16 protein-coding genes are annotated in these 13857 nt (G+C 45.5%); 11 read left to right on the top strand and 5 right to left on the bottom strand.

Annotation, left to right across the window (positions count from 1 at the left end):
* The 3 genes from BM122_RS18085 to BM122_RS25460 form a co-directional block, all read left to right on the top strand.
* Positions 1-303, top strand: a 303-nt coding sequence (locus BM122_RS18085) for a transposase (protein ID WP_143083271.1), incomplete at its 5' end; no start/stop codon positions are given.
* A complete protein-coding gene (locus tag BM122_RS18080; protein WP_218152147.1) occupies positions 300-1391 on the top strand; it encodes a DEAD/DEAH box helicase in 1092 nt (363 codons plus the stop codon). The genes BM122_RS18085 and BM122_RS18080, both read left to right, overlap by 4 nt.
* Before the next feature lie 95 nt (positions 1392-1486).
* Positions 1487-1657, top strand: a complete 171-nt coding sequence (locus BM122_RS25460; protein ID WP_256212187.1) for a 3'-5' exonuclease — start codon at positions 1487-1489, stop codon at positions 1655-1657.
* An 88-nt stretch (positions 1658-1745) separates the two neighbouring features.
* Here the strand turns inward: BM122_RS25460 and BM122_RS18070 are convergent, their stop codons facing one another.
* Both BM122_RS18070 and BM122_RS18065 read right to left on the bottom strand, forming a co-directional pair.
* Complete coding sequence (locus BM122_RS18070) at positions 1746-3062, bottom strand: aminotransferase class V-fold PLP-dependent enzyme (protein ID WP_074906945.1); 1317 nt, start codon at positions 3060-3062, stop codon at positions 1746-1748.
* A gap of 359 nt (positions 3063-3421) precedes the next feature.
* On the bottom strand, positions 3422-4939 hold the full coding sequence (locus tag BM122_RS18065) for an amidase (RefSeq protein WP_074906944.1): 1518 nt from the start codon (positions 4937-4939) through the stop codon (positions 3422-3424).
* A 357-nt stretch (positions 4940-5296) separates the two neighbouring features.
* Between BM122_RS18065 and BM122_RS21865 the strand changes: the two genes are divergently transcribed.
* Entirely contained in the window at positions 5297-6556 is a 1260-nt protein-coding gene (locus BM122_RS21865) for an alpha/beta fold hydrolase (protein WP_083398586.1), read from the top strand.
* Between the two features lie 99 nt (positions 6557-6655).
* Here the strand turns inward: BM122_RS21865 and tnpA are convergent, their stop codons facing one another.
* A complete protein-coding gene (gene tnpA, locus BM122_RS18050; protein WP_074906943.1) occupies positions 6656-7087 on the bottom strand; it encodes an IS200/IS605 family transposase in 432 nt (143 codons plus the stop codon).
* 223 nt (positions 7088-7310) lie between these two features.
* On the opposite strand from tnpA, the gene BM122_RS18045 reads away from it, so the two are divergent.
* The 4 genes from BM122_RS18045 to BM122_RS18025 all read left to right on the top strand — a co-directional run bounded on the left by BM122_RS18045 (position 7311) and on the right by BM122_RS18025 (position 9281).
* Positions 7311-7943 carry a hypothetical protein gene (locus BM122_RS18045; protein WP_143083520.1) on the top strand — a complete coding sequence of 211 codons (633 nt, stop codon included), beginning with the start codon at positions 7311-7313 and terminating at the stop codon, positions 7941-7943.
* Positions 7930-8145, top strand: a complete 216-nt coding sequence (locus tag BM122_RS18040) for a hypothetical protein (protein ID WP_074906941.1) — start codon at positions 7930-7932, stop codon at positions 8143-8145. The genes BM122_RS18045 and BM122_RS18040 overlap by 14 nt, the downstream gene beginning before the upstream one ends.
* A 447-nt stretch (positions 8146-8592) precedes the next feature.
* Entirely contained in the window at positions 8593-8844 is a 252-nt protein-coding gene (locus BM122_RS18030; RefSeq protein ID WP_074906939.1) for a hypothetical protein, read from the top strand.
* 122 nt (positions 8845-8966) lie between these two features.
* The gene (locus tag BM122_RS18025) at positions 8967-9281 is read left to right on the top strand and encodes a hypothetical protein (RefSeq protein ID WP_074906938.1); all 315 of its coding nucleotides are present in this window, start codon (positions 8967-8969) and stop codon (positions 9279-9281) included.
* A gap of 606 nt (positions 9282-9887) precedes the next feature.
* Here BM122_RS18025 and BM122_RS18020 read toward each other — a convergent pair.
* Together BM122_RS18020 and BM122_RS18015 are read right to left on the bottom strand one after the other, a co-directional pair.
* Complete coding sequence (locus tag BM122_RS18020) at positions 9888-10355, bottom strand: ferritin-like domain-containing protein (protein WP_074906937.1); 468 nt, start codon at positions 10353-10355, stop codon at positions 9888-9890.
* Between the two features lie 182 nt (positions 10356-10537).
* A complete protein-coding gene (locus BM122_RS18015; RefSeq protein ID WP_074906936.1) occupies positions 10538-11140 on the bottom strand; it encodes a peroxiredoxin in 603 nt (200 codons plus the stop codon).
* Between the two features lie 175 nt (positions 11141-11315).
* On the opposite strand from BM122_RS18015, the gene BM122_RS18010 reads away from it, so the two are divergent.
* The 3 genes from BM122_RS18010 (at position 11316) to BM122_RS18000 (ending at position 13323) form a co-directional block, all read left to right on the top strand.
* Positions 11316-11744: an FAD-dependent oxidoreductase gene (locus BM122_RS18010; RefSeq protein WP_371264948.1), complete on the top strand. Its 429-nt coding sequence runs from the start codon at positions 11316-11318 to the stop codon at positions 11742-11744.
* A gap of 136 nt (positions 11745-11880) precedes the next feature.
* Positions 11881-12642 carry an FAD-dependent oxidoreductase gene (locus BM122_RS18005; RefSeq protein WP_074906934.1) on the top strand — a complete coding sequence of 254 codons (762 nt, stop codon included), beginning with the start codon at positions 11881-11883 and terminating at the stop codon, positions 12640-12642.
* A 348-nt stretch (positions 12643-12990) separates the two neighbouring features.
* Positions 12991-13323 (top strand): DMT family transporter, encoded by a 333-nt coding sequence (locus tag BM122_RS18000; protein ID WP_074906933.1) that lies wholly within the window; start codon positions 12991-12993, stop codon positions 13321-13323.
* The last annotated feature ends 534 nt before the right edge of the window (positions 13324-13857 follow it).

The raw sequence follows: 13857 nt of genomic DNA, 5'->3' as shown, positions 1-13857 counted from the left end.
CCTGATTTGATTGCCAGGTTGCCTGACGCAAAAACAATAGTTGCGGACAAGGGCTATGACAGCGAATGGTTACGGGAACAGATAACGAAGAAGGGGGTTCAGGCTGTGATACCGAGAAAGCGCAACTCGTTGAAGGGTAATGCAGATATGGATTGGGGTTTATATCAATACCGGCATTGGGTGGAGAATGCTTTTGCCAGGCTAAAGCAGTATCGGGCAATAGCAACGCGATACGACAAACTGAAGCGAAATTACGAGAGTATGGTAGCCATAGCGTGTGGATATCTGTGGCTACCTATGTGAAATGTCAACAGACCCTAGAACCATGTCGTGTCATTTGTCAGGATGAAATGACCGAATCGGTGGAGATAGAAGTGTTCAAGAAACATCTGTTGGACATGTTTACTCTCGGAGGTTATGGCAGTCTTAGCCTGCCGCAGATCGATCGAATACGCTGGCATATGTTTCCTGAAATCCGGATACCGGCAAAACAGGGTGAGCTATTTGATGGCGCTGAAACAACCGCAACCGAACAGCCGAGTATCTTGCAGATCATGGATTTACAGCAGGAACGGCTTGCGCGTAGCCTTGGTGAAGGCCACCGTGTCATCCATGGTGTGGCGGGCTCTGGCAAGACGCTGATACTCGGTTACCGTGCAAAACATCTCGCCAAGGATTGTACCAAACCAATTTTGGTCCTTTGTTACAATAAGGTGCTTGCTAAACGCATTGAACACTGGGTACAACAAAAAGAAATTGCAGATAAAGTCAATGTACTCACTTTCCATGCCTGGTGTCACCGACAACTCACAGCTTATAACGTGGGCTTGCCTGCAGGGGACGTTAAACGCGATGGCTATTGGGATGACATGGTAAATCAAATTATCCGCGCAGTAGATAACAAACTTATTCCTTCTGGCCAGTACGAAGCAGTGTTAATCGACGAAGGCCATGATTTCCGTCCTGAATGGCTCAAACTGATAGTCCAGATGGTTGATCCACGCACGAATTCACTACTGGTTCTTTATGATGATGCTCAATCTATTTACCATTCTGTAGAAAAGCGCAACTTTAGCTTTAAGAGTGTTGGTATCCAGGCACAAGGGCGAACCACCATTCTCAAAATCAATTACCGCAATACCCAGGAAATTCTTCAATTTGCTGGTCAATTTGCCAGGCAACTGCTCGCTCCTACCGAAGCTGACGAGGACAGTGCACCGCGTCTGATGCCGATTTCTGCCGGACGCAAAGGACCTGAGCCTTTATGGATCAAATTACCGAGTCTTCAGGAGCAGGCTAGATATACCGCTGAACAACTAAAAGCTGCCCATAAAGATGGCATGCCCTGGAAGGATATGGCGATTCTTTATCGTCACTGGGATCTCCAGTAGGCAAGACAATCAAAGATGCGCTCACTAGTGCTGCCATTCCCTTTAACTGGAAAGACACCATTCAATTTAGCGACAAGCAGAATACGGTCAAACTGTTGACTTTCCACAGCAGCAAAGGACTGGAATTCCCTCTGGTTGCTATTCCCGGGGCAAACATGCAAGCTGAAACAGGTATAAGCAATGAAGAAGAAGCCTGCCTACTCTATGTCGCCATGACGCGCGCGACACGTGAACTGATTGTGCTTGATAGCATAGAAACTGTTTAGCAATACTGTACTCTGGCATTAACGCAGTACTTTTACAGTATTTCTCTATCTCTCGTTGATCACAAGTAGTATAGGGTAACGGATGCTATCATTTGTCGCTCAAATCTGCAATCGCTTGCAAAACAACGGTTACTTCCTCAGGGGTATTCATGATGCCAAATGCAATACGCGCATACGGCTTAGCGTACGGCGTCACGCTTGCAATAATATGTCGTTCAAGCAATTTGTCGACTACCGCTTCCGGTGTCATGCCAGTTACCTCAAAGCAGATAATGCCAGCTGCAAGCTGGTTATCGCGTGGCGTGTGCAACGTTACGCGCGGGATCTTCGCCAGCCCTTCCCTGCATAAGCTGTTGAGATCAGCAATGCGCGCAGCGATACGTGCACGGCTGATAGCCTTGTGAAATTGGAAGGCATCCGCCATCGCCCACTGATGTTCATAAGCAAAAAATCCACCAGGTGAAACCCAGTCCGCCCGGGTGGGTCCCTTCAGCACCTTACCCTTCAACCATGCTTCGATGAGTTCGTGGCTGATAAAGCTTGGTATAGTCGGGCGGATTTGGGCCCAAGCGGCATCACGTGCCCAGACAATACCGGTACCGCGTGGCGCAAATAGCCATTTGTGCGTGCCGGCTGCCAAAAAATCACAGCCCAGCTCCGGTAGGGATTCATCTACCGCGCCATAGCCATGCACACCATCAACCACTAGCAAGATACGGTCATTATTATCACGGTGGCGATTTATTTCTCCAAGCGCATCTGCTATCTTACGCACCGGCAAGCGTATGCCACTACTGGAATGGACCCAGGTAATGCCAACCATACGGGTATTGGGTTGAATGGCTTTCACCAGGCGTCCGATAATCTCATCCTCCGTTGCAGTAGAGGATTGCTCAAACAATGCAATGCGCCGCCAGGAGGCGCCGTTCCTTTCTGTAGCAAAGCGAATAGATTCGTGGTGTGCGTAATGGTCATGCACTGTAGTAAGGATTTCCTGTCCACGCTTGAGCAGCAGCCCGTTATAAACCAGCGCAAGGCCGGTGGTGGTGTTCGGCGTAATAGCATATTCATTCGCCTTACCGCCCGAGTACGCAGCTGCTGCTTCACAAATCCGTGTGGCCATTTCAAATCTTCCTTGCTTGACAATCAAGTACGGATTTTCGTCTATCGCTTTACGGTATTTTTCGATGGCTTCGCGTACTGGCCGTGGATGCGATGCAATGTAGAAACTCGCCAGATGAATGTAGTCAGGTGATAAGTTGAATTGCGCACGCACGGAAGACCAGTCATGAGAATCAAATGTACTGGCCGCGTGGTTACTCCCTGTTGCAGCCAGCGGTAGTGCAGCGCCGGCAACGGCAGTCCATGTGGCACTTAACAAAAATTCACGGCGCGTCACAGACATTACCTTTCCTCCTTATTTATCCACTTACCGCAATTATGATGCTGGCCAATGTGACTCCATTTCTAAATCAAAACTGACTTTGTCGGCTTCACCTTGCCGTATTATTTATACTGTCTGCGGCTCATCTTCGCGTCATTTTTGATTTGGAAATGGAATTACACCTTGATGCTAGGGAATAATAAATGGGCGGGCAATAATGCATGTGCATACAATTTTTATCCCTTATAAATCAAGCCTACCCATAAATTGCGTTTCTTGCGTGCGGCGAAGCTATACGAACAGCGATGACAGTCGCTCGTGCGCATAAGCCTGCGTCAAAGCAGGTGACAACTTGGCGAGAAAGTAGCTTTGACAAATCATCACATTTCTTTCCAGTCTGCGGCTTGTTCGAATGCATAAGCTGCTTGATAAATTGTGACTTCGTCAAAATGCTTGCCAACCAGCATCAAGCCGATGGGCAGCCCCTCTACTATGCCGCACGGTATGCTCATCGCTGGATGATGACTAATATTAAAAGGGCAGGTATTGCCAATCTGCTCTATGGCTCTGGCCACATATTCTTCCCTGCTCGCTTCAGCAGTTGGCAGTTTGGTTGCTTTCATGGGCATAGTTGGCATCAGCAGCAAATCATACTCATTCAAGACAGCATCATAAGCAGCCGTCAACCGACGCGTCAGGTTAATGGCCTTACCATAATAATACGTGCCATGATACTTCTTAATATAGCTGCCAAGCACAGTCAATAATTTGGTTGTTTCGGACAATTCATTAGCGCGTCGCTGCCAACCATGTAATTTACTGATTAAGCTAGTGATATACAAATCAGAGCGTGACAGACCATAACCATTGCCAAACATCATCGTTTGCGTAATCCCTTCCACACCAATGGGCGTCCATATCGCGGGGGCAATCAGATGACAAGGAATCGATACTTCATCTATTTGGACGCCAAGTTTTTGCAACAATTTGGCAGCTTTTTTCACTTTTGTATCCGATGCTGCTTCTGACTCCGGCCGAGCAAATCCTTCCTTCACTACGGCAATTTTCATGCCTTTGACGCCGCCATCAAGTCCCTGTGAATACTCGATCTTTGCTGTTGTACCAAATTGGCGGGAGTCGTAACCATCCACACCAGCGATCACCTCCAGCATCAGTGCATTATCCGCCACGTTTGCTGTCATCGGACCGGCATGATCGACGAAAATCTCAATCGGCATGATACCGGTATAAGGCACGAGACCATAGGTTGGTTTCATACCGTAAATGCCTGACCAAGAAGAGGGCATTCGGATTGAGCCGCCTTGGTCTCCACCGATTGCCATATCAGCTTCTCCTAGCGCCACCACTACTGCGCTGCCGGAAGAAGATCCGCCAGCGGAATATCCCTTCTTGTGCGGATTATGGACTGGCCCCTTGGCACACGTATGGCTTCCACCAGAAATGCAGTAAGACTCACAATGCGTTTTACCTACGATCTCAGCACCGGCATCGAGCAATCGGGTCACGACCGTTGCATCAATATCTGGTATATAACCTTCGAGAATGGAACTGCCATTCATCATGGGTACGCCAGCCACCATGACATTATCCTTGACTGCGACTCTCTTACCTTTTAAAGGGCCAGTGGATGCACCTTTAATGGAGGTCTTAACATACCAGGCATTATGAGAATTATCTTCTACTGATGGAGCGTGGCCGGGAGTACGAGGGTATTTAACTAGTGGCAAAGCATCAGGCAAAGCATCAACCAAATTATAAGCACTAATGTGAGGCGCGATGAGCGCTCTGTAGGACCTAACATCCTCATCTGTCAGAAAGACACCTACTTCTTTTGCAGCCTCACGAATCTGATCTGCATTGGGCAAGGGAACAGCCATGATTATCTCCTCATTCGTTTCGATGAAGTGGCGGATTCAGTAAACGGTACCGATTGATCAAGAAACAAAATTGATGGCGCTTCTCTTCTGTGGTAGCTAAATGCCAGAAATTCATTTTTCTGCTCTCCTACTCAATCTATATTATGGTAAAAAGTAATTTTCATTCCAGGAAACTTGCCTTAAACCTGTTTTCATAACTGACTAACGGATCATCCCAGTAAAACCTTAACCGCTCGCGGTGACTCGCCGCACTGCTAAGCAATTAGCATTGGCCTTCGACGAGCTCAGATTGAACGGCATTTTTGTTAATGTTATGTTGGAACAGCTTTCTAGAGATGACTTTTTATCAGAGGATGGATGATGAGTGAGCAAAAGAAAAAAATCACCGTCTATTACGACGGCGCCTGCCCTGCTTGCATCAAGGATCGGCAAAACTATGAAAGACTGGCAGGAAAAGAGGGGAAAGATATCTGCTGGTTCGATATCACCGGGCAGGATGATTATTTGCGCGAAATCGGTATCGATCCGCGCAAAGCCTTGAGTGAGCTACATGTGCTCGATGAGAATCAACGGGTCGTTTCTGAACTGGATGCTTATATTTTGCTGATGTCGCGTGTGCCGTTACTCAAACCACTCGCCTGGGTAATCGGTCTACCCGTGATTCGTCCCTGGTTGTCCTCGCTTTACCACCGTATGGTCCAGCATCGCTTGGAAAAAACGGGACGGCTGCATATGGACGAAAAACTTTATTTTCAAGGTGAAGATGGTACCAAACTCAGCTATCGGAGATGGATACCAGCACAAAACTTGCAAAGTAATCCCCCTGCCACACCACTGGTGTTGCTGCATGGTGCTGCGAGCAACTCCACTCGCTGGTGGTATTTCACCCAGCACAGCCGCCTGACTGCTGATCATTTGTTGTTGCGCCCAGATTTGCGAGGGCATGGCGAATCAATGTGCCGCGGGCCAGCACGACTCGAAGATTGGAGCCAGGATATTGCCGCATTGCTGCAGCACGAACGTCAGCCACATGCGATCGTTGTCGGCCATTGCCTTGGTGCTAATATTGCCCTCAACTTCGCCGCGCGCTATCCCGACATGTGCGCTGGCCTAGTACTGATTGAACCGATGGCCCGTGAAGCAGTCACCGGCATTCTGGCTCGACTGCGGCCATTCATACCACTGCTGCGAGTCGCTGTGTCATTGATTAAACTACTTAACCGACTTGGTCTCTATCGACGCCAACTCGGCACATTAGATCTGCAGGTACTGGATCGCCGCGTACATGAAGCAAGCCCAGCCGAGCTGCAAACCATGCTGGCAGACTATGGCAGCCCCAAGCATGACCTCAAAGTCATCCCGACAGCGCAGTACCTTAATAACCTGATCGAGATTATGCGCCCCTTGCCCATTGCTGAGGTGCGCTGCCCTGCCCTCGTCATCCAGTCAGGTGGGCGTAGTATTGCTGATCCGGAACAAACCCAGACCCTTTTGCAGCAATTACCGCAAGTGGAATTCGCCACGGTTGACTCCGAACACTGGTTACCGGCTACTCATCCTGATGAGCTATGCGAGCTGATTGATAACTGGGTGTCAAAAAATCCTATCCTGCGCTAGCTATGGCTTTATTGAAGTTAAATTACCTCCGGCAAAGCCGGAGGCTTATTACTGTTAGCCCCTCAAAGGGGCAAGAATTGGAGCCACCTAAAGGTGGCATCACATACCAAGCTTGAGCTGATCATAGTGCTCATCCTCTTTCTCTTGGTGCTGGATATATTCTCTGACCATCTCTTCATCTAATCCTACCGTGGATACAAAATAACCACGTGCCCAAAAATTTTCACCCGTGAAATTTCTAGATCTCCCCATAAACTTCCGCGCTATCGATATTGCACTTTTCCCTTTGATATACCCTACTACGTAAGATACCGAATACTTCGGGGGAATACTGATGCACATATGTACATGATCAGGCATCAGGTGCCCTTCTACTATTTGGTAGTTTTTCTGCTCCGCTAATTCGCGCAATACCTTTCCAAGGTGTTTTCGTATCATTCCGAATATCACTTTCTTCCTTCTTTTCGGAATAAATACGACATGGTACTTACAGTCCCATGTCGTATGCGTCAAACTCTGATAATCTCTCATTTGATTCTCCTAGCTCTTGATCAAGCTAAAAGAATCACGGTGACCGTATCACACGGTCAAACCTTTAATAGTCCCCCGGCATAGCCGGGAGATTACCTTATTTATTAAGGAGCTAGAAAACGATAAATGGTCATCCTTATGGAGATCAGCCATTGAAGATCATGAGCAGAATCATACAGCCGATGATGCTGTAAACACCCTTGTTGAGGGAATGCGAGATGCGTTGTTGGCCTTCATTAGCAAAGCGCCAGAAGCAGCCAAAATCTATGTCGATGAGCTATTGGAATGCCCTTTTGAAACTATCAGACGCATTGCAATCTATGCTATTGATCAACATTACCAAAAGTTAGATGAACTGATTAAGCAAGTACTGGTAGAACCATATTTCACAAGCAATTTCCGCCACGAGCTGTGGCATCTATTACATAACCATTACCCACAATTTTCTGAACTAGAGAAAGTGGTGGTACGAAAAACGATTATCGGTCTTGTCGAAACGAGTGAGAACAATCTGCAAAGCGAAGGTGCGTCTGCGTACGAACGAGCCATTTGGTTAAAAGCTATCAATGAATACGGTGATGACGAGTCTGAGCTTTATCAGGAGTGTATCAATATAATAGGTGGTGAGCCTGAGCATCCAGATTTTTCTAGCTATATGACTGTTGGTTGGGTAGATCACAAATCACCGATCCCGGAAGACGATTTGCTATCCATGGAAGTGGATATATTAGTCAAACGACTCGAATCTTATAAAGATCTCGGTAATTTCCGTGAGCCTGGACTTGAAGGATTGACTAAGGCGTTACGCGCAGGTAGTGAAAGCTGGGCCAGTTCGGTACTTTATGCACTTACATAAGTTTGCTGGCCTTGATCTGGCATATGTTTATCAAGTACTAGAGGCTTATGGTGAATTATGGATAGAGAAAACCCAGCTACTATGGGATGAAATATGGCAGCACCTGCTTGGTTTTTGTGAAATCATCATAAAACAGGAAAGTTCTGGTCTGCAGAGAACTCGCAGGAGAGAAATCATTTTGTGGCAAACAGGTATTGGGTAGTAGGAAGCATCGCACGCCTAATCGAGAATGGCACGAGATCTGACGAACATGCGTTTTCAGAAAAATACCTTGAACAAGCACGCTTGATAATTCTTATTCTTCTTGAGAAAGAAAAAGGAGAAGTATTTAAGCTAGATAGCGACGCTGTGTTGATTTCTATAAATAGCCCACGGGGAAAATGCATCGAGGCGTTCATCAACCTTAGCCTGAGAACCTGTCGCTTGACCAATAGACACAAAGATGAACATATTGAGATCTGGAAGAAGCTAGAGCCTACCTATGAGTCAGAACTTTTGCGAGCGAATAAAGGTGAATATGAGTTCGCGACGCTAGTGGTTAACTACCTTCCAAATTTTCTTTACATGTCGAAGAAGTGGGTTCTAAGTAATTTGGACAGAATTTTCGATCAAGAGAACTACCAAAAATGGCTATGCGTATGTTAATACAGTGTATGAAGAAATCTACGACCATTTAAAGAAACAAGGCCATTTTATTCGTGCCCTCGGTGACGAGCATCTAAAAGAGCGAGTTGCAGAAAAGGTTATTCAAAATATTGCTATTGCCTTCATCAATAGCTTTGAGAAGCTTGAAGAATCGTCAAGTCTTATACATAAGCTAGTGGAGCGAAGGAAACTCAGTGAGCTCAGCCAGCTGATATGGTTTATCTGGACTCTCAGAAAAAACGGGATACCAAATTAAAGAGTAAGGTTTTTGAATTATGGCCGTGCCTTTTAGACATCATTGATATATCTAGCCGAGATGGTAGGAAGCTCGCAACAAAGCTATGCACCTAGTCAGTATTCATTGATGAAGTTAATAACGTGAACAAACGATTAATTCTCACAGTGGCCGTCTATGCGGGAGAGGATTACAACTCACATCATCTCTTGGAAATGATCGCAAGGACAAGCAAGGCGCAGCCACAAGAAGCCTATGAGATATGGCGAAAACTGTTAGAAGGTACTTCTTCTGACTTCCCGGAAGAAGCGATACAGACGGTGTTGAAAAACCTATTACAATCTGGCGCAGATGGGAAACGAAATGCTGAGGATATCGTGAGTATATACCTTAAGGGCGGTAATGAGCGTCCATTCTTGTGGCTACATGAATTAAGATGTGGAGCACGCAATATCTGACCCAATTCGTCTAAAACCCTTTTTTAACCCAACTGGCAGAATTAAACTGAGGAACTGGACGATAATTTATCAAGATGTGAGCTTGAATCCAACCAGTGAGACTGCCGCCACACAGGTATTTAAAATGCTTCTATTCATACAGGAAGATGGCTCGAATTAAACAATGCATTGCTTATACTTCGCACTAGAAGTAAGCGTATTTCCAACTGCTGTAATAAGTGAAGGAAAAAGTTATCGGTTTGCAACCTGCTCAGTTGATGGTTGCCTGAACTTCAACTGGAAGTACATGTTGGCTATTCCCAAAGTGGTCAATTATCCCGTCATTCATGCCTTTACATCATCGTGATCATACTAATGCGTTCTGGAACGAAATCGACAAAACTTCCCGATTTCCGTGAATGAAAAGCGTGATTGTGAGAATATAGCACCTCCTTTGATCTCTAGCCACGACTGAAAACATATTGACTTTATCTTCATGAAGAAAGGCATTACTGCATAAAATGCAATAGCCTACGCTCCACTGAAACACGACCTCAACGCAATTCCGCCAGCACGAGACTTCGACAATCCCATTGAGATCATGTGTTCCACACTCACAAATCGTATCTATTTCCCTGCTTCACAAGGTTGACGCAGCATTTTTTTGACTACATCGGTATGCATTTCTTCTGCCACAATCTGGCTGCGCGCATACTCCTCCACCAAGACAGATTTACCCTGAGCCAGTTCCAGCAGTTGATAATAGAGCTTGAGCGACTCATCTTCGTTAGAAAGGGATTCTTGCAGGATATTGCTGATCGGGATCGAGCAGGCGGTGTTGGTATCGTGCAGATGTGTCTCCAGCAATGGACCGATGGCAAATGAAGGATGTCCTCCCAACAAGGTGACCATTTCTCCCGCCTTTCGCGCATGCAACAGCCCTTCTTCAGCTTGCTTGTTTAACCACTCCACGATGGGTATACGGTTATAACCGTATACCATTAAGGCATAGTGAGTATATCGTATCACGCCGGCCAGCTCGAGTTCCATGATTTGATTCAATAAGGCGACAGCTTTATCTTTATCTAAACTCATATGTTCCTCCTTTCAGCTCTGAGGTTGTCAAAAGCGAAGTTTTAGTCAAGTTTCATTTTAACCAAACTTATGAGACTCTTAATTTCACTTTTACGTTCCTTCCACCATACGCTTGGGCCGTTCGCTTTGAATTTTTCACAACCTCCTTATTAAAAATCGACCGTGGAGGAGTTGATTCGGCCTTACAATTTGTCCCCGTGGCTGCTGAGGTATTCTGCCACTCCTTCAGGACTTGCTTTCATGCCAGGTTGTCCGCTTTTCCAGCCAGCGGGGCAAACTTCACCATGCTCTTCATGGAAGCGCAAGGCGTCAACCATGCGCAGCATCTCATCAACATCGCGCCCGAGTGGCAGATCATTGACTACCTGGTGACGTACAATACCTTGTTTATCGATCAAGAAAGAGCCACGTAGCGCAACATGATTGGGATGGGTGACACCATAAGCATTCATGACTTCGCCGCCTAAATCAGCCACTAGGGTGATATCGATAGGACCAAGCCCACCCTTGGTGATAGGTGTGTTACGCCAGGCGTAATGCGTGAAGTGGGAATCAACTGAGACACCAATTACTTCCACATTACGTTGCTGGAAATCCTTCGCCCGATGGGAATGCGCAATGATTTCCGAGGGGCAGACGAAAGTAAAGTCCAGCGGATAGAAAAACAAAACGGCGTATTTGTTACGGATATGGGTATGGAAATTAAAATTCTCATCAAAACTGCCATCAGGTAAGACAGCAGGTTTAGTAAAATCAGGTGCAGGACATGTGACGAGTACAGACATAATATTTCCTTTTAAGTAAAGTAAATTATAGTTCGGTAACAATTGACTTGTACGAGGTCAACTTATGATTAAAGCTTTTCTCTTCTTATTTTGCTTAGAATCATATACTAGATACCCTGGACGCAAAAGTAAACAGGAGGAATTTTTGAAGAGCATGATGCGCTAGAAACACCATCTGATCACCACACGAAAAAAGGAGAAAATGATGAGCGATTCGATGCAGCTGGATACCGTCATTATCGGGGGAGGAATTACCGGTCTTTACACTTGTTATCAATTACTTAAGCAGAAAGGACCTGGGCATAAAATAGCCCTCTTCGAAAAATCTGAGCGATTTGGTGGACGCATCGAGACCATCGAGATGGATGGGTTCCTGGCAGAATTTGGTCCCATGCGCTTTGAGAAAAAAGGTCAACCGCTTCTTATGAGCCTTATCCAGGAATTAAAACTGGCAACATGTTATTTTCCGCCCTATACCCCAGCCACTAATCTGGAAGCGCTCTTTGATTTGGAAAAAGATGAAGGCCGTATTTCTCATGGACACCAATTTAATGCGCTTGAGCTTTTAAGTCTGGGCATATTGGCGTGTTCTAGGACAAAGTAGTGGTGATTTAAACAACCCGCGAGATACACGACACTGGGAATGGTGGGCTGACCTGGATGAAGTCTTCTATCACCGCGTCAGAAATGAGCTTACTTTTAATGGAATTCCGCTTTGCCAAACCGGCTTCTGGAATGTATTGAGTGAAGTATTGAGCCATAATGCATTAAAAAAAATTATTGAATATGGCACATTTTACCACCTGATCCATGATAATCCTTCTGCCGCAGAGTGGATTAATTTCTGGTTAAGAGGATTGCATCCAGAAGACGAACTGGTCGGCATCAAACAGGGAACTGAGGCACTAGTTACTGAGTTAGTAAAATTTTTGTCCTTACCTCAATATCCATCGATTCACCTCTACAGGAACCATTGCTTGAACGCTATTCATCAAGATGAAAATAATCATCTCAGATTGATTTTGGAAACGCACAATCACGAAAACATAACTGTACGCACTCGCCACCTCGTGCTAGCGGTTCCGCAGAGTCCTTTAAAAAAACTTTTGCCTTTTTTTCCAGAAGACATCGGACGTATCATTGACGCGGTCATACCTGTTCCTCTGATGAAGTGTTTTTTTGTCACGAAAACCCCCTGGTGGAATGCTAAAACCAAACCACAAACCCGTGCCTCGTCCATTCCAGCCCGTGAGCTCCATTACTACTATCGCGAAGAAAGTGATGAAAAACGGGGGATGGTAATGGTTTATGGAGATGAACCTTTCATGAATTATTGGAAATTTTTTGTTAGAAATGAACCTCATCAGAAAGCAGAAATTAATCAGGACGAGCGACTTATCGAACAATATCTGAAATACTTAACCCCGCATCCTGCAAGCCTCAGCCCAAAAGAACGGAAAGCACAGGCACAGGCCATTACCTGTTTCGGCATCCGTGACTAGGGCAAAGAGCCCTTCGAAGCAGGGTGTCATGTCTGGAAGCCAGGGATACTCGTTGATCAGTCAATCGCTGCGGTTGCAAGTTTTGGTGTAGCTGATTCAGTTTCCCGGAGGAATATTCATATCTGCGGCGAAGCTTATTCTGATTTTCAAGGCTTCATTGAAGGAGGACTCCGCTCAGCCCTCACTGTACTCAAGCACATCAACTAAACGACCTTTTATTCCATTTCCAAATCAAAAATGACGCGAAGGCGAGCCGCAGATAGTATAAATAATATGGCAAGGTGAAGCCGACAAAATCAGTTTTGATTTAGAAATGGAATTAATCCTTATCTTCATGGAATCATATCAATGCAACAATGGATTTTTCTTTCACTCGCTATCCTGAGCGAAGTGATTGCTACCTCATCCCTCAAGGCAACAGAAGGATTTACTCGCTTTTGGCCATCGCTGATCGTCGTGGTCGGATATTTACTGGCTTTTTACCTTTTATCCCTTACACTCAAAACAATCCCGGTAGGTATCGCCTACGCTATCTGGTCAGGGGTTGGGGTGGTACTCATCGCAATTATCGGGTGGCTTTTTTTAGAACAACCCCTCGATATACCAGCAATTATTGGCTTATTGCTGATCGTTGCAGGTGTCCTGATCATTAATGTCTTTTCCAAAACGATTTCACATTAATTTATTATCAGGAACAAAATTATTACCTCTTTTTACTCAGATCAGTTAGAAATTGATCCAGAATTTACTTGTTAGTATGGAACATTACGGCCAAGTGTATATATATGGAACACATTCCCTAACCTCTCCGCTTCCATGGCCGCTAAACTATAGCGGTTGACCACGGTATCACCTGGTTTTCTAAAAAAGGTTTTCTAAAAAAAGCAGATTTTCCATTAGGAAGATTTTCTAATAGAGGATTATTACCCTAGCCGTGGCTATGCAATAGAGTGAATATATCGATGACCTTTGAAATTAATCCAAAGCGCTTGATCTCTTCCTTAAAACCACCCCAATATTTACACCTTAATCGGTTCTAACGGTCATTGTCAGTTTGCTGCCCACTTCATATAATGAAACACATTTTTAGGAATGCTTGCTCGTTATCTAATATTAGAAGGTAAGCCTCCAACCCTTCCACATTAACACCCAGATACATGATCGCTATCCTTGAACTTTTTACAAGGAAGAACGATGTCATCACCAGAATCACGA

Origin of the sequence: Nitrosomonas communis, assembly GCF_900114745.1 — a bacterium.
Taxonomy (GTDB): domain Bacteria; phylum Pseudomonadota; class Gammaproteobacteria; order Burkholderiales; family Nitrosomonadaceae; genus Nitrosomonas; species Nitrosomonas communis_A.
The sequence above is the reverse complement of the archived record's forward strand: the minus strand, read 5'-3'. Positions and strand labels throughout refer to the sequence as shown.

What these genes read in the sequence shown, in the direction of transcription:
- BM122_RS18070 (WP_074906945.1), bottom strand. Translation starts at nt 3,062, where the DNA reads ATGTCTGTGACGCGCCGTGAATTTTTGTTAAGTGCCACATGGACTGCC.
- BM122_RS18065 (WP_074906944.1), bottom strand. Translation starts at nt 4,939, where the DNA reads ATGGCTGTTCCCTTGCCCAATGCAGATCAGATTCGTGAGGCTGCAAAA.
- BM122_RS21865 (WP_083398586.1), top strand. Translation starts at nt 5,297, where the DNA reads ATGATGAGTGAGCAAAAGAAAAAAATCACCGTCTATTACGACGGCGCC.
- tnpA (WP_074906943.1), bottom strand. Translation starts at nt 7,087, where the DNA reads ATGAGAGATTATCAGAGTTTGACGCATACGACATGGGACTGTAAGTAC.
- BM122_RS18040 (WP_074906941.1), top strand. Translation starts at nt 7,930, where the DNA reads ATGCACTTACATAAGTTTGCTGGCCTTGATCTGGCATATGTTTATCAA.
- BM122_RS18020 (WP_074906937.1), bottom strand. Translation starts at nt 10,355, where the DNA reads ATGAGTTTAGATAAAGATAAAGCTGTCGCCTTATTGAATCAAATCATG.
- BM122_RS18015 (WP_074906936.1), bottom strand. Translation starts at nt 11,140, where the DNA reads ATGTCTGTACTCGTCACATGTCCTGCACCTGATTTTACTAAACCTGCT.
- BM122_RS18000 (WP_074906933.1), top strand. Translation starts at nt 12,991, where the DNA reads ATGCAACAATGGATTTTTCTTTCACTCGCTATCCTGAGCGAAGTGATT.